Source organism: Streptomyces sp. NPDC048637 (assembly GCF_040650675.1).
In the GTDB taxonomy this organism is placed as follows: domain Bacteria; phylum Actinomycetota; class Actinomycetes; order Streptomycetales; family Streptomycetaceae; genus Streptomyces.
The window spans coordinates 1-21,201 of sequence record NZ_JBEZHQ010000039.1 but is presented as its reverse complement, the minus strand read 5'-3'; the positions used below and the strand labels follow the sequence as shown (position 1 = coordinate 21,201).

The 21,201-nt window shown below is 72.8% G+C and carries 19 protein-coding genes; 9 read left to right on the top strand and 10 right to left on the bottom strand.

The window, feature by feature from the left end:
* Positions 1–117: 117 nt before the first annotated feature.
* Both AB0C46_RS33110 and AB0C46_RS33105 read right to left on the bottom strand, forming a co-directional pair.
* Positions 118–1,488, bottom strand: a complete 1,371-nt coding sequence (locus AB0C46_RS33110) for an aspartate aminotransferase family protein (protein ID WP_362832401.1) — start codon at positions 1,486–1,488, stop codon at positions 118–120.
* A 199-nt stretch (positions 1,489–1,687) separates the two neighbouring features.
* The gene (locus AB0C46_RS33105; RefSeq protein WP_362832400.1) at positions 1,688–2,482 is read right to left on the bottom strand and encodes a VTC domain-containing protein; all 795 of its coding nucleotides are present in this window, start codon (positions 2,480–2,482) and stop codon (positions 1,688–1,690) included.
* Positions 2,483–2,853: 371 nt separating this feature from the next.
* Here AB0C46_RS33105 and AB0C46_RS33100 point away from each other — a divergent pair, with 371 nt between their 5' ends.
* The 5 genes from AB0C46_RS33100 (at position 2,854) to AB0C46_RS33080 (ending at position 8,560) form a co-directional block, all read left to right on the top strand.
* A complete protein-coding gene (locus tag AB0C46_RS33100; RefSeq protein WP_362832399.1) occupies positions 2,854–3,540 on the top strand; it encodes a DJ-1/PfpI family protein in 687 nt (228 codons plus the stop codon).
* Positions 3,537–4,064 carry a MarR family transcriptional regulator gene (locus tag AB0C46_RS33095; RefSeq protein WP_362832397.1) on the top strand — a complete coding sequence of 176 codons (528 nt, stop codon included), beginning with the start codon at positions 3,537–3,539 and terminating at the stop codon, positions 4,062–4,064. The genes AB0C46_RS33100 and AB0C46_RS33095 overlap by 4 nt, the downstream gene beginning before the upstream one ends.
* A gap of 137 nt (positions 4,065–4,201) precedes the next feature.
* Complete coding sequence (locus AB0C46_RS33090; protein WP_362832395.1) at positions 4,202–5,938, top strand: serine/threonine-protein kinase; 1,737 nt, start codon at positions 4,202–4,204, stop codon at positions 5,936–5,938.
* A gap of 226 nt (positions 5,939–6,164) precedes the next feature.
* A complete protein-coding gene (locus tag AB0C46_RS33085) occupies positions 6,165–6,473 on the top strand; it encodes a hypothetical protein (RefSeq protein WP_362832394.1) in 309 nt (102 codons plus the stop codon).
* Between the two features lie 275 nt (positions 6,474–6,748).
* Positions 6,749–8,560 (top strand): serine/threonine-protein kinase, encoded by a 1,812-nt coding sequence (locus AB0C46_RS33080; protein ID WP_362832393.1) that lies wholly within the window; start codon positions 6,749–6,751, stop codon positions 8,558–8,560.
* Positions 8,561–8,617: 57 nt separating this feature from the next.
* Here AB0C46_RS33080 and AB0C46_RS33075 read toward each other — a convergent pair whose 3' ends face one another.
* Entirely contained in the window at positions 8,618–9,904 is a 1,287-nt protein-coding gene (locus AB0C46_RS33075; protein WP_026170160.1) for an adenylosuccinate synthase, read from the bottom strand.
* Between the two features lie 236 nt (positions 9,905–10,140).
* On the opposite strand from AB0C46_RS33075, the gene AB0C46_RS33070 reads away from it, so the two are divergent.
* Positions 10,141–11,094, top strand: coding sequence for a diacylglycerol kinase family protein (locus AB0C46_RS33070; RefSeq protein ID WP_362832391.1), 954 nt, complete (start codon positions 10,141–10,143; stop codon positions 11,092–11,094).
* A gap of 15 nt (positions 11,095–11,109) precedes the next feature.
* On the opposite strand, the gene AB0C46_RS33065 is transcribed toward AB0C46_RS33070, so the two are convergent.
* Positions 11,110–11,667: a MarR family transcriptional regulator gene (locus AB0C46_RS33065; RefSeq protein WP_362832390.1), complete on the bottom strand. Its 558-nt coding sequence runs from the start codon at positions 11,665–11,667 to the stop codon at positions 11,110–11,112.
* Between the two features lie 94 nt (positions 11,668–11,761).
* Here AB0C46_RS33065 and AB0C46_RS33060 point away from each other — a divergent pair, with 94 nt between their 5' ends.
* The 3 genes from AB0C46_RS33060 to AB0C46_RS33050 all read left to right on the top strand — a co-directional run bounded on the left by AB0C46_RS33060 (position 11,762) and on the right by AB0C46_RS33050 (position 15,092).
* Complete coding sequence (locus AB0C46_RS33060) at positions 11,762–12,709, top strand: ABC transporter ATP-binding protein (RefSeq protein WP_362832388.1); 948 nt, start codon at positions 11,762–11,764, stop codon at positions 12,707–12,709.
* Positions 12,706–14,346, top strand: a complete 1,641-nt coding sequence (locus AB0C46_RS33055; protein ID WP_362832386.1) for an ABC transporter permease — start codon at positions 12,706–12,708, stop codon at positions 14,344–14,346. Before AB0C46_RS33060 ends, AB0C46_RS33055 begins: the two co-directional genes overlap by 4 nt.
* A 281-nt stretch (positions 14,347–14,627) precedes the next feature.
* Positions 14,628–15,092 carry a calmodulin-binding protein gene (locus AB0C46_RS33050; RefSeq protein WP_362832385.1) on the top strand — a complete coding sequence of 155 codons (465 nt, stop codon included), beginning with the start codon at positions 14,628–14,630 and terminating at the stop codon, positions 15,090–15,092.
* A gap of 68 nt (positions 15,093–15,160) precedes the next feature.
* On the opposite strand, the gene AB0C46_RS33045 is transcribed toward AB0C46_RS33050, so the two are convergent.
* From AB0C46_RS33045 to AB0C46_RS33020, 6 genes are all read right to left on the bottom strand, one after another.
* Positions 15,161–15,817 carry a response regulator transcription factor gene (locus tag AB0C46_RS33045; RefSeq protein WP_362832384.1) on the bottom strand — a complete coding sequence of 219 codons (657 nt, stop codon included), beginning with the start codon at positions 15,815–15,817 and terminating at the stop codon, positions 15,161–15,163.
* Positions 15,814–17,175, bottom strand: coding sequence for a histidine kinase (locus AB0C46_RS33040; RefSeq protein WP_362832383.1), 1,362 nt, complete (start codon positions 17,173–17,175; stop codon positions 15,814–15,816). The genes AB0C46_RS33045 and AB0C46_RS33040 overlap by 4 nt, the downstream gene beginning before the upstream one ends.
* A 68-nt stretch (positions 17,176–17,243) precedes the next feature.
* Positions 17,244–18,038, bottom strand: a complete 795-nt coding sequence (locus AB0C46_RS33035; RefSeq protein WP_362832382.1) for an alpha/beta hydrolase — start codon at positions 18,036–18,038, stop codon at positions 17,244–17,246.
* Positions 18,035–19,381, bottom strand: a complete 1,347-nt coding sequence (kynU, locus tag AB0C46_RS33030; protein ID WP_362832381.1) for a kynureninase — start codon at positions 19,379–19,381, stop codon at positions 18,035–18,037. The genes AB0C46_RS33035 and kynU overlap by 4 nt, the downstream gene beginning before the upstream one ends.
* On the bottom strand, positions 19,374–20,282 hold the full coding sequence (locus tag AB0C46_RS33025; RefSeq protein ID WP_362832380.1) for a tryptophan 2,3-dioxygenase family protein: 909 nt from the start codon (positions 20,280–20,282) through the stop codon (positions 19,374–19,376). The genes kynU and AB0C46_RS33025 overlap by 8 nt, the downstream gene beginning before the upstream one ends.
* Positions 20,283–20,505: 223 nt before the next feature.
* Positions 20,506–20,919 carry a DUF3151 domain-containing protein gene (locus AB0C46_RS33020; protein ID WP_362832379.1) on the bottom strand — a complete coding sequence of 138 codons (414 nt, stop codon included), beginning with the start codon at positions 20,917–20,919 and terminating at the stop codon, positions 20,506–20,508.
* Positions 20,920–21,201: the final 282 nt, after the last annotated feature.

The following is a 21,201-nucleotide window of genomic DNA, read 5'->3' as shown; positions in this document are numbered from 1 at the left end:
CCCCCGCCCACGATAGGCGAGGACCGCGCCGGGCGACCGGTCGAGGTGGCCCTGAACATTTCGCGCGCACCGCCCGTGACCTGCGGTTCCGACCGCGGGCCAGGGGCGGCCGGCGGCTCAGACGGTGTGGGCGTCGGCCGCCGTCAGGGCCTCGTCGAGGGCGGCCAGGCCCTCCTTGGCCTCGGCCTCGGTGACCGTGCAGGCCGGGACGACATGCGTCCGGTTCATGTTCACGAACGGCCACAGACCGCCGCGCTTGCAGGCCGCCGCGAATTCGGCCATCGGAGCGTTGGCGGCGCCGGACGCGTTGTAGGGGACCAGCGGTTCGCGGGTCTCCTTGTTGCGGACCAGGTCCAGGGCCCAGAAGACGCCCAGGCCGCGGACCTCGCCGACGGACGGGTGGCGGTCGGCGATCTCGCGCAGCGCGGGACCGATGACCCGCTCGCCGATGTCGGCGGCGTTCTCCACGATCCGCTCCTCGGCCATCGCGTTCATGGTGGCGATGGCGGAGGCGCAGGCCAGCGGGTGGCCGGAGTAGGTCAGGCCGCCCGGGTAGGGGCGCTGGTCGAAGGTGGCGGCGATCTCGGCGCTGATCGCGACGCCGCCCAGCGGGACATAGCCGGAGTTGACGCCCTTGGCGAAGGTCAGCAGGTCGGGGGTGACGCCGAAGTGGTCGGCGGCGAACCAGTGGCCGGTGCGGCCGAAGCCCGCCATGACCTCGTCGAGGATGAAGACGATGCCGTGGCGGTCGCAGATCTCGCGGACCCCGGCGAGGTAGCCGGCCGGCGGGACCATGATCCCGGCGGTGCCCGGGACGGTCTCCAGGATGATCGCCGCGATCGACTGCGGGCCCTCGAACGCGAGGGTCTGTTCCAGGTGCGCGAGGGCGCGCTCGCACTCCTGGGCCTCGTTCTCGGCGTGGAAGGCCGAGCGGTAGAGGAACGGGCCCCAGAAGTGGATCACGCCCGCCGAGGCGGTGTCGGAGGGCCAGCGGCGGGGGTCGCCGGTCAGGTTGATCGCGGTGGCGGTGGCGCCGTGGTACGAGCGGTACGCGGACAGCACCTTGGTGCGGCCGGTGTGCAGCCGGGCCATCCGGACGGCGTTCTCCACGGCCTCCGCGCCGCCGTTGGTGAAGAAGATCTTGTCGAGGTCGCCGGGGGTGCGCTCGGCGACCAGCCGGGCGGCCTCGGACCGGACGTCCACGGCGAAGCCGGGCGCGATGGTGCACAGCTTCCCGGCCTGCTCCTGGATCGCCGCGACGACCTTGGGGTGCTGGTGGCCGATGTTGGTGTTGACCAGCTGCGAGGAGAAGTCGAGGTAGCGGTTGCCGTCGTAGTCCCAGAAGTACGACCCCTCGGCGCCGGCGATCGGCAGCGGGTCGATCAGGCCCTGCGCGGACCAGGAGTGGAAGACGTGTGCGCGGTCGGCTGCCTTCACGGCTGCCCCGGCAGCAGGGTCGGCGGCGGAGGCGGAGGGCGTCGTGGTCACGGTCAGTACCTCGGATCGGGTCGCTCGGGTCCGCCGGGGACGGTCGCGGCGAACGCCCTCAGACTAGGGATCACCGCCCGGCGCCCGGTACCGACAGTGTGTGTGACTCCACCCACGGCTTACGGACACTCTGTCCGGAATCGCGGGCTTCCTGCGCCGGTGGCGGTGCCTCCGTGCGGAGGGCTGCCGACGACCCTCATCAGCCGGCCGCGGGGAACGCCGCCCGTACCGTGCGCGGACAGTGGCCGCCGACCAGGTCCGGGCGCAGCGCCGCCAACCCGCCGCAGTATTTGGTGAATCCGGTGGCCGGTATGCCGAAGCCGGCGAGCAGCCGGTCGGCCTCCGTCAGCCGGCCGGCGGTCCGGGTCCCGACGAGGAGCAGTCCGCCGTCGGCCCGTAGCGTCCGGCCGGTCGCCGGGTCCCGGCAGAGCAGCGCCGCATCGCAGGTGATGCGCTGCCCGTCCGCGACGAAGGTGGCCCGCAGGTACTCGGTCTCGATGGTGCGGAGCAGCGGGGTGGGGGCCGCGATGCCGTAGGAGCGGTCCAGTACGGAGGCGAGGAAGCCGCGCGGGGACGCCCCGAGGGGCGCGGCATCCGGCAGCAGTGGCCGGCGGTGGGTGACCGTTTCGCCCTGCCGTCCCGTCAGCTTGATCTCGAACTGCCGCTCCCCGGTGTCCGTGTAGCGCCGCTCGCGGATCCGGTAGCGCCGTCGGTTGCCCTGCCGGGCGTCGTGGAAGGACCGCAGATCGGGGGTGTCGTAGTGGACGGAGTGATAGCGGAACCAGCGGCGTCCGTTGACGCACAGCGCCGCGAACGGGCCGCCCGGCCTGTGGTGGCCGGTAAGTCCGGCCGCCAAGGCGGCGAAGACGTCGACCGGGACGAGGTAGCTGCGGTCGAAGCGGGTACGGAGTTCGGCGCGCGCCTGGACCTCGGCGAGCGGCACGGGGCGCGCGGCCATGGCGGCGCGGGCGAGGGCGCGTACGGCGGGGATCACACGGACTCCTTGGCGGGCGGGCGGGCGGATGGATGGATGGATGGACAGGCGGATGAACGGGCGGACGGGGGCGGGGAGCGGGCGGGACGGGGAGCGGGCGGGACGGGGGTGCTGTGCTGTCGTGTGTGGGCGGTGCGGCGTACTGCGGGGCGCGGTATGCGGGACGCGGTACGCGTTCTACGTTCCGCCTCCCGGGGGAGTTCCGGGACGTGGAAAGGGACATCCGTCAGCGGTGCATACCGGCCACAGTCGGTCCGGTGCGGCATCCAGAGATTGATTGACAGCATGCTGCCGAAAGGGCAGCATGCTGTCATCGAGACACAGGGAACGGCGGACCGGGTTTCCGGCTCGCTGTCGGCCAAGGAGTTCTCATGACCCCGCGCACCGTGCACCTCGCCGCCTACGACACGCTCGCCGACTGGGAGTACGGCCACGCCATCGGCCATCTCCGCAGCGGCAGTTACTTCCGCCCGGCGCAGGGCGCATACGACGTGGTCACCGTCGCGGCCACCACCGGCCGGCCGGTGACGACCATGGGCGGGCAGCGGATCGTGCCCGATCTCGCGCTCGACGCCCTGCGCCCCGAGGACAGTGCGCTGCTGATCCTCCCGGGCGCCGAACTGTGGGACACCGGCGAGGAGTTGGTGCCGTTCGCCGCCAAGGCCCGGGAGTTCCTGGCCGCCGGGGTGCCGGTCGCGGCGATCTGCGGCGCGACCGCGGGGCTGGCCCGGGCAGGTCTGCTGGACGACCGTCCGCACACCAGCGGCGCCGCCCCGTACCTCGCCGCGCAGCCCGGCTACCGGGGCGGCGACCACTACCGCGAGGCCGAGGCGGTGCGCGCCCGCGGTCTGATCACCGCGGGACCGACCGCGCCGGTGGCCTTCGCCCGGGAGATCTTCGCCGAACTCGACGTCATGGAGCCGCGGATCCTGGACGCCTGGTACCGCCTGTTCGCCCACTCCGACGCCGATGCCTTCCCCGTGCTGATGACGGCGGGGGCGGCCGGCTCCGAGGCCGAGGGCGGGGCCGAGGCCGGCTCCGAGGGCGGGCCCGTATGAGCGCGCCCCGGCCCGGCGGGCCCCGGTCCACCGAGCCCCTGGCAACCGACGGCCCCCAGGCCCCGGAGCTCCTCAGCCGTACCGCCCTCGCCGTCTTCCGGCTCAACGGCCAGTTCCTCTCCGTCGCGGACGGCCTCGCCGGTCCGGCCGGGCTGACCGCCGCCTGGTGGCAGGTCCTGGGCGCCGTCCTGCCCGAGCCGCTGCCGGTCGCCGGTATCGCCCGCGCGATGGGCATCACCCGCCAGAGCGTGCAGCGCATCGCCGACCTCCTGGTGGCCCGCGGCCTGGCCGCATACCGGCCGAATCCCGCGCACCGCCGGGCCAAACTCCTCGCCCCGACCGAGGAGGGCCGGGCCGCCGTCGCCCGTATCACCCCCGGCCATGGGGAGTTCGCCGCCCGGCTGCGGGAACAGCTCGGCGGGTCAGCTGAGTTCCGGCGGGTCGCCACCGCGCTGGAGGAGCTGTCGGCGGCGCTGGACGAGCTGTCCGGCCCGCCGAAGGCCCCACCGGGCACGGAGGCTTGAGAGGCCGACGGGCCTGCCGGGCCGCGGCGGGCGCTCGATATCCTCACCGCGGACGAGTGGCGCGGGCAGCACCGGGTGCGGAGGCGCCGGCGTCCACGCACCCGCGGGGCGGCTTCGGGGGAAAGGGCGACGGGATCGTGGAACAGCCAATACGCGCTGAGCAGCTGGGACGGCCGGGGCGCGCGGAGCGGCCCGGAGGGCTGCGGCCGCTGGGTGCGCAGGATCCGCCGTGGATCGGGGACTACCGCCTGCTCGGGCGGCTCGGCGAGGGCGGCATGGGGCGGGTGTTCCTGGCCCGTTCGGACCGTGGCCGTACGGTCGCGGTCAAACTGGTGCGCACGGAGCTGGCCGGCGAGGAGGAGTTCCGGGCCCGCTTCCGGCGGGAGGTACGGGCGGCGCAGCAGGTCGGCGGAGAGTGGACGGCGCCCGTACTGGACGCGGACACCGAGGCCGAGACCCCCTGGGTCGCCACGGGTTATATCGCCGGCCCCTCCCTGCAGCGGGTCGTCGGCGGCAGCGGCACGCCGCTGCCCGAGCGGAGCGTGCGGATCCTGGCCGCCGGGCTGGCCCGTGCGCTGGGCGCGATCCATGCCGCTGGGATCATCCACCGCGACCTCAAGCCGTCCAATGTGCTGCTCACCATCGACGGGCCGCGGGTCATCGACTTCGGTATCGCGCGGGCGCTGGAGGCGGTCACCGGCAACGGGGTGACGCGTACCGGCACGTCGGTCGGCTCGCCGGGCTTCATGTCGCCGGAGCAGGTGCGCGGTGAGCCGCTGACCCCGGCCTGCGACGTCTTCTGCCTCGGGTCCGTACTGGCCTACGCGGCGACCGGACGGCAGCCGTTCGGCACGGAGGACAGCATCGCGCATGTGCTGATGTACCGCATCGCCCAGGAGGAGCCCGACCTCTCCGCACTGCCTGACGGGCTGCGTGAGCTGGTCTCCGGATGCCTGGCCAAGGACCCCGGGCAGCGGCCCACGCCCGCGGAGTTGGTGGCGCAGGCGGCGGGCGGCACCGGGGACGGGCCGGGCACGGACGACGAGCCCTGGCTGCCGGGGGCGCTGATCGCCCGGCTGGGGCGGCATGCCGTGGAGCTGCTGGAGGCGGAGGACCCGCAGGGTGCGGGGAACGCGCACGGCGGCGACCTGAGCGGCGCACCGTCCGCGGCCCCGTCGGCCTTCTCCCAGGACCCCGGGGTGCATGCGCTGCCCACCGCCGTCTCGCGCACGCCCGCACCGGGCCACACTCCGGCGACGCCGCCCCCGCGCCCCGTCGCGCCAAGTCCGGCGCCGTACGCGCCACCTGCCGCCCGCGAGCACCACGACCCCGCGGCCCCGGTGCCCGCCCCGGCCGCGGCGTCGCGCCGTCGCCGTGGTGCCGGTGCCGCCCTGTTCGCCGCGGTGGCACTGGTGCTGGGCGCGGCCGGTGCGGCCACCGCGTACACCGTGCTCCACGGCGACGACGACGGCGTACGGGCGGAGGACGCGACGGGCGGCACCGGCAAGGACTCGGCGCGGCCCGCCACGAACGGGGGCATTCCCACGGACTACCTGGGCACCTGGGAGACCACCCTCGGCGGCTCCTCCCTCAACGCCCGGCGCCTCACGCTCACCCAGGGCACGACCGGTGACACCGTGCTGACGATGACGGCGACCGGGCCGGCCTACCGCTGCACGTTCGCGGCCACCCTGACCAGCCCGGGTCCCCCGGTCCGCCTCGGCCCGTCCACGGTGGTCTCCGGACCGTCCGGCTGCAGCCCCGGCGAGTCGAGCACCCTGGAGCTGGTGGGCGGAAAGCTGCGCCGCGTCTCCGACGACGGGAAGGCGCTGTCATACCGCAGGACCGGGGTGACGGCCACCCAGACGGGGTGACGGCCACCCAGACGGGGTGACGGCCACCCAGACGGGGTGACGGCCAGCCAGGCGGGGTGACGGCCGCCAGGGCAGGGTGACGCGGCGTCCGGCGGCGCCGCGGCGCGGGCAGTTCGGCCGTACCGCCTGGTCACGCGTCCGTCGTTTCCCCGTCACCCCTCGATGAGCTCCAGTTCCGGCGCGCGGCAGCATGAATAATTCAAAGGCGAAGCGCTCACTCGCCGCAGTGGCGGTGACCTTGACCGCACTAGCAACTCCGGTCGCGGCCGCCGGAAGCGCTGCAGCGGAAAGCCTGCAGGTCACGCCGCTGACAACGTCAGCAAAGGTCGTCGCAGCGGATTCCGACGCCGCCTACTGGTGCATAAAGAAGCTTTCAGCAAAGGGCTATCCCATAGGCCCTAAGGCCATCAAGGCTTGCGATTATGCGGGAGACCCCGCTGACGGTAATCGCCGCAATACATGCATAAAGCTCTTGCAAAAGGCAGGGGTCAAGGCCAGAGACTCCGAGCATGCCTGCACGATGATTCACGGCTGACCAGAAGTCAGATAGACGGCCCCCGTCTCTGCCTGACGGGGGCCGTTTGCACAGGCGGCCACGCTCACCAGCCCGGGCCCACCGGTCGGTCTCAGCGCTGTCGTACCGGAAGACGGGTGACGGCGCAGGCCCGTGCATGCAGCCACCCAGATCGTTCCCCCCTCGTAACGGTCTGGCGTCCGTTGCACGACCCGCGCCGCCTACTCTCGTGTGGACGGGACGCCTGCCGCCGGAGAGCGGCACAGGCACAGCAACGAGACGGGGGATGCGCACCGATGGACGGCCTGCGGGGGCTGACGGCCGACGATCCGCAGTGGATCGGGGACTACCGGCTGCTCAGCCGGCTCGGCAGCGGTGGAATGGGGCGGGTCTACCTCGCCCGTTCCGAGGGCGGCCGGACCGTCGCGGTGAAGCTGGTGAAGGCCGAACTCGCCGTGGAGGAAGAGTTCCGGGACCGCTTCCGCGCCGAGGTCGCGGCCGCACGGCGGGTCGGCGGGCGCTGGACCGCGCCGGTGCTGGACGCCGACACCGAGGCCGCGGTCCCCTGGGTCGCCACCGGATATATCGCGGGCCCCACACTGAGCGAGGTCGTCGGCTCGTACACCCGTACCGGCAGCTACGGCCCGCTGCCGGAGCATTCGCTGCGGCGGCTGGCGTACGGACTGTCCTGCGCACTGCGCGACATCCACGGGGTCGGCCTGGTGCACCGCGATCTCAAGCCGTCCAATGTGCTGCTCACCATCGACGGGCCGCGGGTCATCGACTTCGGTATCGCGCGGGCCCTGGACGCGGTCGGGGAACAGACCCAGACCCGGGCCGGCACGGTGCTCGGCTCGCCCAGCTTCATGTCGCCCGAGCAGGTCACGGGGCAGCGCGTCGCCCCGGCCAGCGATGTCTTCTGTGTGGGCTCGGTGCTGGCGTACGCGGCGACCGGGCGGCAGCCGTTCGGCAATCCCGCCTCGGGCGTCCACGCGGTGATGTTCAAGATCGCGCAGGAGGAGCCGGACGTGGCCGCGGCACCGGACGGGATCCGCGGTCTGATCCTGGACTGCCTGGCCAAGGACCCGGCGGCGCGGCCCACCCCCGAGGAGCTCGCCGAACGTCTCGGGCCGGTGCCCGGGGGCCCGTCGGCCGCGCCCTGGCTGCCGGCCGAGCTGATCGCGCGCCTGGGGCAGCACGCCGTCCTCCTCCTGGACACCGACACCCCGCCCGGAGGCCAGCCGCCGACGCTGCTGACCACCAGGGTCTCGCCCAGCCCGGCACCGCCCCCGCCGCCCACCGCGACGGAGCGGCGCCGCCGCCGTCGCTGGCTTCCCGTCATCGCCACCGCCGTGTTCGCGGCCGCCACGGCCGCCGCTGCGGTGCCGCTGCTGAGCGAGGGCGCGGGCGCCGAGGGCAGCGCGTCCGACATCCCGGCCGGCTATGTCGGCACCTGGTCGGGGCCGGTGCTGCGGGACGGGGAACCCACCGGGCAGCAGCGGCGGTTCGTGATCACCCACGGCACGGTCGGCGAGGTGGTCGCGAACAGCACCAGCCTCGGCGCGACCTACGAATGCCGCAGCGACGGCAAGCTGGTGTCCGTCACCCGGCAGGACGGGCACCCGGCGCTGCGGCTGGACACCAAGGTCGTCCGTTCCGTCCCGGCCGGCCGCTGCGCCGCGCTGGGCGAGCACACCCTGGAGGAGGGCGGTGGCGGCACCCTGACCTGGGCCGCGGCCGGGCGCACCGCGACGCTGCACCGCGTCGCCCCGGCCGACGGCACCGTCCCGGACGGTTTCCTCGGCACCTGGCAGCGGCCGAACGACGACGGCTACGGCAGCCAGCAGCTGACCGTCAAGCAGGCCCCGCCCGGCAGCACGGTCCTCAGCACCGTCGTCGTCGGCCGCGGCGGCCGCTGCACGGCGCACGCCGCCCTCTACGCGGTGGAGGGCGGCAAGCTGACCGCCGGCCCGTCGGTCGTCGACCGGGCCGCGCCCGGCTGCACACCGAGCAGCACCTCCGTGCTCAGTCTGGGCGGCGACGGCACCCTGCACCGCGAGTTCCTGGGCGACGACAGACAGCCGCGCGGCTACTCCAGGGTGAAGTAGCCGCGCGGCTGTCTGCTGCGCTTGCCGGGGGCCGCGGAGGTCCCCCGGGCGGTGCCCCTAGGACAGGAACGAGTTGATCTCGATCGTCTCGTCGCGGCCGGGGCCGACGCCGATGGCGGAGATCGGGGCGCCGGACATCTCCTCCAGCGCCTTGACGTACGCCTGGGCGTTCTTGGGGAGGTCGGAGAACGACTTCGCCTTGGTGATGTCCTCGGACCAGCCGGGGAGCATCTCGTAGACCGGCTTGGCGTGGTGGAAGTCGGTCTGCGAGTACGGCAGCTCTTCCACGCGCTTGCCGTCGATCTCGTACGCGACACAGACCGGGATCTGCTCCCAGCCGGTGAGCACGTCGAGCTTCGTCAGGAAGAAGTCGGTCAGGCCGTTCACCCGCGTCGCATAGCGGGCGATGACCGCGTCGAACCAGCCGCAGCGGCGGTCCCGGCCGGTGGTGACGCCGCGCTCGCCGCCGATGCGGCGCAGCGCCTCGCCGTCCTCGTCGAAGAGCTCGGTCGGGAACGGACCGGCGCCGACGCGCGTCGTATAGGCCTTGAGGATGCCGATAACGCGGCTGATCTTCGTGGGACCGACGCCCGCACCCGTGCAGGCGCCGCCCGCGGTCGGGTTCGAGGACGTGACGAAGGGGTACGTGCCGTGGTCGATGTCCAGCAGCGTGCCCTGGCCGCCCTCGAAGAGCACGACCTTGTCGTCGTCGAGCGCCTTGTTGAGGATCAGGGTGGTGTCGGCGACATAGCCCTTGATCTTGTCGGCGTAGCCCAGCAGCTCCTCGACGACCTGGCCGGCCTCGATGGCGCGGCGGTTGTAGAGCTTGGTGAGCAGCTGGTTCTTGACGTCGAGGGCCGCCTCGACCTTCTGCTCCAGGATCGACTCGTCATAGAGGTCCTGCACGCGGATACCGACGCGGTTGATCTTGTCGGCGTAGGTCGGGCCGATACCGCGCCCGGTGGTGCCGATCTTCCGCTTGCCGAGGAACCGTTCCGTCACCTTGTCGACGGTGATGTTGTACGGCGTGATCAGATGCGCGTTACCACTGAGCAGCAGCTTGGACGTGTCGACGCCGCGCTCGTTGAGTCCGCTCAGCTCGGAGAGCAGGACCGCCGGGTCCACGACGACACCGTTGCCGATGACCGGGGTGCACCCCGGCGAGAGGATTCCGGAAGGGAGAAGGTGCAGCGCGTACTTCTGGTCGCCGACGACGACCGTGTGGCCGGCGTTGTTGCCGCCCTGGTAGCGCACCACATAGTCAACGGATCCACCGAGCAGGTCGGTGGCCTTTCCCTTGCCCTCATCACCCCACTGAGCACCGAGCAGCACAAGTGCGGGCACAGGCGTACACCCCTTCCGGGCGGGGCATGTCCAACGTGCGTGGATGGCGTCGGCGTGCCTGTTCACGCGTACGTCATCGCTAGAGCCGTCGGACCGGTGCCCCGGAATAGACGAAGCCCCTGGCGCAATAGCGCAAGGGGCTCTTGCACCGAGATGCTACCTGAGGAAGGACCGAGGTGTCGGCGCAGCCTTCTGGGCACTCTCCCGTGGACTCCGTTCGGGGGTACCCCCTGCTCGTGGTCATCGACCCGGTCGCCCGCAGTACGGACGGCGAGTCCGTGCGGATCGCGAAGGATGTCCTGTGCGCGGGCGCGGGCGCGAAAATCTGTCTTCCCGAGGGGCCGGAGGAATTCGCGCGGATGCTCGCCCGCCGCGGACACCGGCGGCCGGTGGTGATCGGTGACGACCGGACACTGCTGCGGGTCGTGGGCCTGCTGCACAAGGAACGCGAGCTGGCCACGGTGCCGCTGTCGATGGTCCCGGTCGGCGCCCCGGCCGCCGTCGCGCTGAGCCGCGCGCTGGGCGTCCCCACGGACACGGTGGCCGCCGCGCGGGCCGTCCTGGACGGCGGGGAGCGGCCGATGGATCTGCTCACGGACGACAGCGACGGCATTGTGCTGGGCGGCCTGCGCATCCCCTGCGGGAGCGAGGCGACCCGGCTGGGGCACGGGGCGTACGTGCCGGGGACGGCCCCGGCACCGGCCCCCGTCGACCCGGCCGACGCCCTGGGCGGACGGGGCGGCCTGGCGGACGGCCTCGACCGGCCCCGGCCGTGGTGGCGGCCGGCCGCGCGGACCGCCCGTACGGCGCTGGCGCTGCTGGCGGCACCGGCGGCCGGACTGGGCGCACGGCGGGCCCGGGTGCCGGGGCAGCGGCTGCGGATCGAGGCGGACGGCGTACTGCTGGCGGATCTGGACCGGCCGGTGCGCGGGGTGTCGGTGGTGCCCGGCGGCCAGACCGGGACGGACGGGCCGCGGCCGGGTGCCGCTGCCGGTGACGGCCGTGAGCTGGCCGAGGTCGTGGTGCACTGGCCGGGCGGGGGACGGCCGGTACGGACCCGGGCGCGGGCGGTGACGGTGTCCGGCGCGGACTTCCACTACCGGGCGGATGCGGTGGTCGGCGGGCCGGTCAGGACCCGTACGTGGACCGTGCAGCCGGCGGCCTGGCGGCTGCAGCTGCCGCGGGGCTGAGCGCCGCCCGGCAGCTCAGCGGCCGGCGCTTTCGAACTCGGCCCGCAGCTGGTCGCGGTGCTCGCGCCAGCGCTGCAGCAGCCCGGCGAGCTCCTCCTGCAGGAACTCGAAGAAGACCAGCGTCTCGCCCATCCTGCGGCCCGCCGGGGAGTTCTCGCCGAGGCTCTCGACCCCCTCGCGCAGGGTGCCCTCCCAGCGGGTGAGCATGTTGTCCCGGCGCGCCATGGCCTCGTACCACTGGTCGCTGTGCACGCGGTAGCGGTCGCGGCGGGAACCGGGCTCACGTTCCCGGCTGACCATGTCGACCTGGGCGAGATAGCGGATCGCGCCGGAGACGGCGGCCGGGCTGACCTGGAGGCGCTCGCCGAGTTCGGCGGACGTCAGCACACCGGAGTCGGAGGCCAGCAGACAGGCGAAGACCCGGGCCGACATCCGCTGCATCCCGGCGTCGACCAACTGGGAGGCGAACCGCTCGACGAACTGCGAGACCGCTTCGTCATCGCGCCGGCCGTCATCGCCGTCCTGGCGGGTGTCGTCCGTCCGGTCCGCACTCTGCTGTGGCTGCTCGCTCATATCCGCATCATCTCCCCTGATCAGAGCCACCCACCCCAAGTTTATACGGTTTCTTAACTTCACAAATTTGTGAAGTTAGCGTAGCTTCAAAATCATGACCACGGCAATCTCCACCGCCCCCGCAATCCGGGTCGACGGTCTCCACAAGTCCTTCGGCCGCACCCATGCGCTGGACGGCCTCGATCTGCAGGTGGCGGCCGGTGAGGTACACGGCTTCCTCGGGCCCAACGGCGCCGGCAAGTCCACGACGATCCGCGTCCTGCTCGGCCTGCTGCGCGCCGACGGCGGCACGGCCCGGCTCCTGGGCAAGGACCCCTGGCAGGACGCCGTCGAGCTGCACCGCCGGATCGCCTATGTCCCCGGCGATGTGACCCTGTGGCGCAATCTCTCCGGCGGTGAGGTCATCGACCTCTACGGCCGGCTGCGCGGCGGACTGGACACCGCGCGCCGGGCCGAGTTGCTGGAGCGGTTCGAACTCGACCCCACCAAGAAGGGGCGGACGTACTCCAAGGGCAACCGTCAGAAGGTCGCTCTGGTCGCCGCCTTCTCCTCCGACGTCGATCTGCTCATCCTCGACGAGCCGACCTCCGGGCTCGACCCGCTGATGGAGGAGGTCTTCCAGAACTGCGTCGCCGAGGAGCGCGACCGCGGCCGTACGGTCCTGCTCTCCAGCCATGTGCTGTCCGAGGTCGAGGCGCTCTGCGACCGCGTCAGCATCATCCGCAAGGGACGGACCGTCGAATCCGGCTCCCTGGGCGAGCTGCGGCATCTGACCCGCACCTCGGTCATCGCCGAACTCGCCGGCCCGCCCAACGGGCTGGCCGCGCTCCCCGGCGTCCACGGCCTGTCCACCCAGCCGATCCGGGGGAGTGCGGGCCACCGCGTCCGCCTCCAGGTCGACACCGACAAGCTCGACGCCGTACTCCACTCGCTCGGCACCTCCGGCGTCCGCAGCCTCACCAGCACCCCGCCCACCCTGGAGGAGCTCTTTCTCCGCCACTACCAGGACGGCGCCCGCACCGAAGAGGCGGTCGCACGATGACCGCCGTGACCGCGGCCCCTCCCGCCCGCACCGCACGCCCCCGTCATCTGGCGGGCACCGGCAGCCTGTTGCGCCTCGCGCTGCGCCGTGACCGGATGATGATCCCGGCCTGGGTGCTGGCCCTGGGCCTGACCGTCGCCGCCACGGGCTCGTCCTTCGAGGCGGTCTACGACACCGCCGCCGAGCGCGCCGGACTGGCCGCCTCGATGAACAACAACAGCTCGATGCGCGCGCTGTACGGACCGGTCTTCAGCGACTCCCTCGGCGGGCTGGTCGCCTGGCGGATGGCCGGCTTCGGGGCCGTCCTCGCCGCGGTGATGAGCCTGCTGATCGTGGTCCGGCACACCCGCGAGGAGGAGGAGACGGGCCGTCAGGAGCTGCTCTCCGCCGCCATGGTGGGCCGCCGGGCGCCGCTGACCGCGGCCCTGCTGACCGCGCTGACCGCCAACGCCCTGCTCGCGGTGCTGATCGTGGGCGCGGCGGCCCTGTCCGGCCGGCCGGCCGCCGGTTCGCTCGCCCTCGGCCTGGCCATCGGCGGCACCGGCGCGCTCTTCGCCGGCCTGGCCGCCATCGCCGCCCAACTCACCGAGAGCGCACGGCTGGCCAAGGGGCTGACCGGCGCGGTCCTGGGCCTCGCCTTCGCGCTGCGCGCCGCGGGCGACGCCGCGACGGCCGATGCCTCCTCCCCGCTCACCTGGCTCTCACCGATCGGCTGGTCGGAGAACCTCCGCCCGTACGCCGGCGAACGCTGGTGGACCCTCCTGCTCTCCCTGGCGGCAACCGCCCTGGCCGTCTCCGCCGCCTACGCCCTGACCGCCCGCCGCGACCTCGGCATGAGCTTCCTGCCCGCCCGCCCCGGACCGGCCGTCGCCCCGCGCTCCCTGAGCGGCCCGTTCGGCCTGGCCTGGCGGCTCCAGCGCACCACCCTGCTGGGCTGGACCAGCGGCTTCCTGGGCGCCGGTGCGCTCTTCGGCGGGATCGCCAAGGGCGCCTCCGACCTGGTCGGCGGCAATCAGCAGACCCGCGAGATCGTCGAGCGGATGGGCGGCCAACAGGGCCTGACCGACGCCTTCCTGGCCACGATGACCGGGCTGCTCGGCATGGTCGCGTCGCTCTATGCGGCCGGTGCGGTGCTCCGGCTGCGCGGCGAGGAGACCGGGGAGCGCGCGGAGCCGGTGCTGGCCGGCGCGGTGGGACGGCTCCGCTGGGCCGGCAGCCATCTGGCCGTCGCATACGGGGGCACCGTCGTCATCCTGGCCTTCGGCGGCCTGACCCTGGGCCTGGCGTACGGCGTCTCGGTCGACGACGTCGGCGGCCAACTGGGCCCGGTACTGACCGCCGCGCTCTCCCAGGTCCCGGCGGTCTGGACGCTCACCGGTCTGGCGGTCCTCGTCTTCGGGCTGTTCCCGAAGGCCACCGCCGCCGTCTGGGCGCTCGTCGGCGGCTGCCTGGCCGTCGGCTGGATCGGCCCCGCGCTCAAGCTCCCTGCGTGGGCGATGAATCTCTCCCCGTACAGCCATCTCCCCAAGCTCCCCGGCGCCGACGCCACCGCCGCCCCGTTCGTCTGGCTGCTGGCGCTCTCCGCCCTCTTCGCCCTCGTGGGCCTGGTGGGCGTGCGCCGTCGCGACATCGGCTGAGCACCCCGGCGGCCCGTCGCCCCACGGCCGGCCGCCCCTGGAGACGTGCGCCGTCGGAGCTGTAGCGGACTCCGGCGGCGCACTTCCGTACGCGGTGGTGCGGCGGCACCGCACTGTCCACAGGGTGTGGATACAGCACATGACGTGACCAACCGCCAGTAACTGTTCGCCATTTCACCTGGCGGTGTAATAACTCGCAGTAACTCTGGAGCACTTGGTGACCCACCCGTTACTTTCCGTGTGCACGGTCGTGACCACGACCCGCGGCACCGGAGGGGTTCATGCGACGTATCACCACCAAGATCGGCATTCTCGCGGCGGCGGCACTGCTCGCCGTCACGGCGGCCGGACCCGCCCAGGGGCAGCAGACGAGCGACGCGGCGCAGCGCACCCGGGCCGACGCGGCGGCCTACTTCGTGATGACCGACGTCACCCGCGAGGAATTCGTCATCAAGCTCACCGACCCGCGCAAGATCCAGCACGCCCGGGATCTGCTGAGCGGTGCGACCAGCTCGGAGCCCCATGTCATCGGCCGGATCGACAAGCGCCCCGCCCCGTACAACTGGCGCTGGAGCTTCCATCTCCGCCCGGAGACGATCGACTTCTTCGACTTCGCCATCGAGGTCTGTGACGCCACCACGCCCTATGTCGAAGAGCATCTGGACGAGGCCGGCGGCCCGTTCCTGCCCGGACTGATCTGGTGCCCCTGGAGCTCGCAGCTGGTGCGGGAGGTCCCGCAGCCGTAAGGGCCGGCGTGCCGGGCCGCCGGCCGGACCCGTCCGCCGGCAGCCCTCACGCGTCCCGTCCCGGGCACTCAGCCGCCCGGCGTCACCAGCCGCGCCTCGTACGCGAACACCGCGGCCTGAGTGCGGTCGCGCAGCCCCAGCTTCACCAGGATGCGGCTGACATGCGTCTTCACCGTGGACTCGGCGACCACCAGATGCTCGGCGATCTCCCCGTTCGACAGGCCCTGGGCGACCAGCACCAGGACCTCGGTCTCGCGCTCGGTGAGATCGGCGATGCGCTCCTGGGCGGGGGCGCGGGGGGTGCCGAGGCGGGAGAACTCGGAGATCAGGCGCTTGGTGACGGTCGGGGCGAGCAGCGCCTCGCCGGAGGCGACGATGCGGACGCCGTCGGCGAGCTGGCCGGCCGAGGCGTCCTTGAGGAGGAAGCCGCTGGCCCCCGAGCGCAGCGCCTGGTAGACGTACTCGTCCAGATCGAAGGTGGTCAGCACCAGGACCTTGGCAGCCTCGTCGGCGGCCACGATCTCGCGGGTCGCCTCCAGGCCGTTCATCTCCGGCATCCGGATGTCCATCAGGACGACATCGGGCTTGAGGACGGCGACCTTGCGCACCGCCTCGCGGCCGTCGACCGCCTCCCCGACGACCTCGATGTCCGGCATGGCGTTGAGCAGGACGGAGAAGCCCTCCCGGACCATCACCTGATCGTCGACGATCAATACCCGGATCATGCGCGCGCTCCCCCCGCCTTGGTCTCGCCCGTCGTGTTCGCCACCGGGATGAACGCCGCGACCTCGAAGCCGCCGTCCTCGGTGTGGTCGGCCGTCATTTCGCCGCCCAGCATTTGTACCCGCTCCCGCATGCCCAGCACACCGTGCCCCGCCCCGGGGGACGGTTTCGCCAGCCGGCTCGGCGCACCGTTGACGATCCGCACACCCAGCCCGCCCAGCACATAGGAGATCTCCACCCGGGCATCGGCGCCCGGCGAGTGCCGCAGCGCGTTGCTCAGCCCCTCCTGCACGATCCGGTACGCGGACAGCTCGACGCCTTGCGGCAGCGGCCGGGGCGAACCGGTGACCACGGCCTCGACGGTCAGCCCGGCACTGCGGACGCTGTCGAGCAGCGAGTCGAGGTGGCCGAGCGTCGGCTGCGGGGCCTCCGGGTCGCTCTCGGCGAAGGCGTCCGGGTCCGCGGAGCGCACCACACCGAGGATGCGGCGCAGCTCGGCGAGCGCGGCGACGGCGTTCTCCCGGATCGTCGCGAAGGACGTGGCGAGCTCGGGCGGGGTGTCCTTGACGCGGTAGGGAGCCGCCTCGGCCTGGATGGCGATGACGGACATGTGGTGGGCCACCACATCGTGCAGCTCGCGGGCGATCAGGGCCCGCTCCTCCAGGAGCGTCCGCCGGGTGCGCTCCTCCTCGGTGACGGTCTGCGTCTTGACGACCTCTTGGCGCTCCTCGCGCCAGGCACGGATCGCGGCGGCGGAGATCAGCACCACTCCGCAGAAGACCGCCACCGGCGGCATGTCACCCGCGTCCGTGCCGGTGAGCACCGTCAGGACGACCGCCGTGGCAAAGGTGACCAGCCACATCTCCATGGCCAGCCGTGGCCGGGTGCGCAGCACCACGAGAACCATCACCATGACGTGGGTGGGGAAGGCGCCGCTCACGAAGAGGTTGGCGTACGGGGTGCCCGCCTCGGCGAACGCCCCGACGGCGAACGCGGCCAACGACAGCCAGTAGGCGCCCACCGGGCGGAAGAGGGTGAGCATCGGCGGCGCGGCGAGCAGCAGGGCGAAGCCGGCGGCCACCATGCCGTGCAGCGGTCCGGGGCCGGAGCTGGCCAGATCCACCAGGAGGACAAAAACCGAGAAGAAGCCGACGGTCACATGCGGCAGCCAGCGCGCCCAGCCTCGCAGCCGCTCGGGCAGCCACGGCACCCACCGGGAGATCTTGGCATCTTCCAGTGGGGGCATCGGGCGGAAGGCGAAGGCGTCGACGAACAGGTCCTGGCGCAGCCGGTGCAGCACGCCATGGGCTATCCGTGCCTCCGAGTGCAACGAGTCCTGCTTCTGGGTCCTCTGGTTCACGCTGACAACGGTAAGCAACGGCGGTCGTCGCGGGCGTCCCCACCAGTGAGGATCTGGTGAGCTCCGCCTCAAGTACTACATGGTCGGTTCAGGTAACCGACAAGTGTGTGACAGCTGGGGCTGCCGGGGGTGACGGGGGCGTAGTGGCCGACGCCGGGCAGCTCACGCAGGTCCGTGGTGCCGGGGCTCCGCGCGGCGTAGCGGCGGGAGAGGTCCACGGGGACGTCCGGGTCGTCGGTGCCGTGCAGGATCGTGACCGGGATACCGGCCGGCGGATGGCGCGCCGGATCGGCCGCGGCGAGGCGTTCCGCAAAGCCGGGCCCGGTGCCGAGCAGCTCGGCGACCGCGCCGGCGCTCAGGCCCAGCTCATGGGCGCGGGCGAGGTCGGCGACCGGAGAGACCGCGAGGACGCGGCTCACCGGGGTGCCGGGGCGGGCGGCGGCGAGCAGCGCGAGATGACCGCCCGCCGAGTGCCCGACCAGGACCACGGCGGGGTCCTGGTCGGCCACGGTGTCCGCCAGAGCCGCGTACGCCGCCCCGACGGCCCCCGTCACGTCCTCGAACGTCTGCGGCGCCCCGCCGCCCGCGCCGACCCTGCGGTACTCGGCGAGCGCGACCGGCATCCCCTGCCCGGCCAGCTCGGCGGCGAGCGGCGAGAGATGGCGGCGGTCGTAGGCGGCCCGCCAGAACCCGCCGTGCAGCAGGACGACCAGCGGTCCGCGGACCGCCGCCCGCCCGCCGTCACCCGCCCGCGGCGCGTAGACGTCGACGATCTGGTCCGGATGCGGTCCGTACGCCACCGTCCGGTCCGGCGCCACCGGGGCGAGCCCCAGCAGCGCCGACTCCTCGTCCGCCACCCTCACCCGGCGGCCCCGGACGCCCCCGACTCCACATCGGGCAGCGCCCCCAGCACCTCACCGAGCACCCGCGCCGCCCGCTCCGCGTCCGCGAAGGAGGTGTAGAGCGGAGTGAAGCCGAAGCGCAGCACATCGGGGTGGCGGAAGTCGCCGACCACGCCGCGCCGGATCAGCTCGTCCATCACCTCACCGGCGAGCGGGGTGCCGCCCTGCGCGTCCGCGGCGGAGAGCCTGGGGGAACACGCCAGCGACACCTGGCTGCCGCGCCACTGATGGTCGGACGGCGTGACGGAACGCACCCGGCCCGGCGGCACATAGGCCGCCACACACTCCAGGAAGAAGTCGGTCAGGGCGAGGCTCTTGGTGCGGACCTCCTCGATGGACACCCCGTCCCAGGCCTCCAGCGCCGCCTCCAGGGCGAGCAGCGACAGGATGTCGGGGGTGCCGACCCGGCCGCGCAGAATGCCCTCGGCCGGGGCGTAGGAGGGGTCCATGGCGAACGGATCGGCATGCGAGTTCCAGCCCGGCAGCGGCGATTCGAACCGCTCCTGGAGGCTCTCGCGGATGTAGAGGTACGCGGGCGAACCCGGGCCGCCGTTGAGGTACTTGTACGTACAGCCGACGGCGAGGTCGACGTGGTGCGCGTCGAGGCCGACCGGCAGGGCGCCGGCGCTGTGGCACAGGTCCCAGACGGCGAGCGCGCCCGCGGAGTGCAGCGCGTGGGTGATGCCGGGCAGGTCGTTGAGCCGCCCGGTGCGGTAGTCGACGTGGTTGACCAGCGCCAGCGCGGTCCGCTCGGTGACCTCGTCGGCGATCCGCGCGGGCTCGACCGGCCGCACCGCGAGACCGGTCATCCGGGCCACGGACCGGGCGATATAGCCGTCGGTCGGGAAGGTCGTGGCGTCGACCAGGATCTCCGTGCAGCCCTTGCCGGCCATGCGGACGCCGCCGATCAGGGCCTTGAAGAGGTTGACGCTGGTCGAGTCGCCGACCACCACCCGGCCCGGCCCCGCCCCGATCAGCGGGGCGATCTTGTCGCCGATCCGCTCGGGCGCGGTCCACCAGCCGGATTCGTTCCAGGACCGGATGCGCAGCCGGCCCCACTCGCGGGTGATGACATCGGCTATGCGGTCGGACACCCCGCGGGGCAGCGCGCCGAGGGAGTTGCCGTCGAGATAGACATCGGCATCGCCGGACGCGTGATCGGGCGCGGGGTCGAGGACGAAGCGGTCGCGGATCGCGGCGAGCGGATCGGCGGCGTCCAACTCCGCGGCGCGCACGGCCTGTTCACGGGCCCCGGAGGGCTCGGTGCGGCCGGTGGCCTCGGGGAATCCGGAGGTCTCAGACATGGCTTCGCGCCGTCCACAGCTCGGGGAAGACACTCTTGCGGGCCCGCTTCTCCAGCCAGGCCACTCCCGCGGAACCGCCGGTACCCATTTTTGCTCCCATCGCCCGCCAGGTCGCGACCAGATGGTCGTTGCGCCAGCGGCGGATCAGCTCGCCGACATCGGTCAGTACCTCGCCGAGCCGGACCAGCTCGGACTCCTGCGAACCGGCGTAGATCTCGGCCCAGACGGCCTCGACGGCCGGGTCCGGTTCGTAACGCAGCGCCGGGTCCCGCTCCAGCACGGCCTCGGGGACCGCCCAGCCGCGCCGGGCGAGCATCCGCAGTACCTCGTCCCACAGGCTGGGCTCCTGGAGGGCCTTCTCCAGCTCGGCGTGCTCCCGCGGCGCACCACGGTGCGGCACCAGCATGGACGCGGACTTCTCGCCGAGCAGGAACTCCATCCGCCGGTACATCGCCGACTGGAAACCGGAGCCTTCGCCGAGCGCGCTGCGGTAGGCGTTGAACTGCGCCGGGGTCAGCCGGGCGAGCGGCTTCCAGGCGGCGTTCAGCGCCTCCAGCTCGTAGGTGGAACGGCGCAGCGCCTCCATGACCACCGGCAGATCGTCGCGCCGCAGCGCCTCGGCCGCGGTGCGCCACTCATGGACGATGACCGTGAACCACAGCTCCATGACCTGGGTGGTGACCAGGAAGACCATCTCGCCGGGGTCGTCGGAGAGCGGGTGCTGCAGATGAGTGAGGACGCCCGCCTGGACATAGTCCTCGTACGGGGTCGTGCTGTTGCTGCCGATGCCCAGATTCGGGGCGAAGGGCGGGTCGGACTCGGCAGCGTCGGCCGGTACCGGGCCCACGGCGGACGCGGTCGACCCGCGGTCCGGGGGTTCGATGGGAGACGGCTGCGACATGAGGGACTCCTCAGGTGCGAACTACCGGGTAGCGGTCCGCCCCTTCCTCGTCGGCTCGGGAGCCCCGGTCCCCTCGGGCACGGGATGGCCCGGCCCACTGAAATCATCCGTGCTGGGCAGCGACCGCGCAAGGGCCGACCGCGATCACGCGGCCGGCCCTGTGACCTGGGCGCTCCCCGGCAGGAGCACTGACGGCCCCGGCACGGGGACCGGCGGCGGCCCGTCAGGAGAGGGTGTCGGCCGCGGTCGGCGAGGACTCCCGCAGGAAGGTCATGCAGCGCTCGTACTCGTCCTGCTCACCGATCGACTGGGCGGCGCGGGCGAGGGCGTGCAGCGCCCGGAGGAAGCCGCGGTTGGGCTCGTGCTCGAAAGGCACCGGGCCGTGGCCCTTCCAGCCCGCCCGGCGCAGCGAGTCCAGTCCGCGGTGGTAACCGGTGCGCGCGTAGGCGTACGACTCCACGACCCGGCCCCCCTCGAACGCGTCGTCCGCGAGCTGCGCCCAGGCCAGGGAGGAAGTCGGGTACTTCGCGGCGACATCGGACGGTGCCGTGCCCGCGGCGAGCAGCTCGCGGGGCTCGGGATCGTCGGGCAGATGGGTCGGGGGCGGTCCCCCGAGCAGGTTTTCGTGAATGGGCATGGTTCCAGTCTGCCAGCGCGCGGTGGCGGGTGGCCCGCACCACGTTTTCGGCTCTCCCGCCGTGGGGCTTTCCCGCCGTTGCGTTTGGTCCGCTTCCCACGTTTTCGGCTGTCCCGCCGTGGTTGTTTCTCGCCGTTGCGTTTGGTCCGCTTCCCACGTTTTCGGCTGTCCCGCCGTGGTTGTTTCTCGCCGTTGCGCCTGCGGCGGGCGGGGCCGCTGCGCGGGGCTGTCGGGGTGCGGTGACGGGCCGGAGGGGCAGGGGTGTGGGACTGCTTCGCTTTA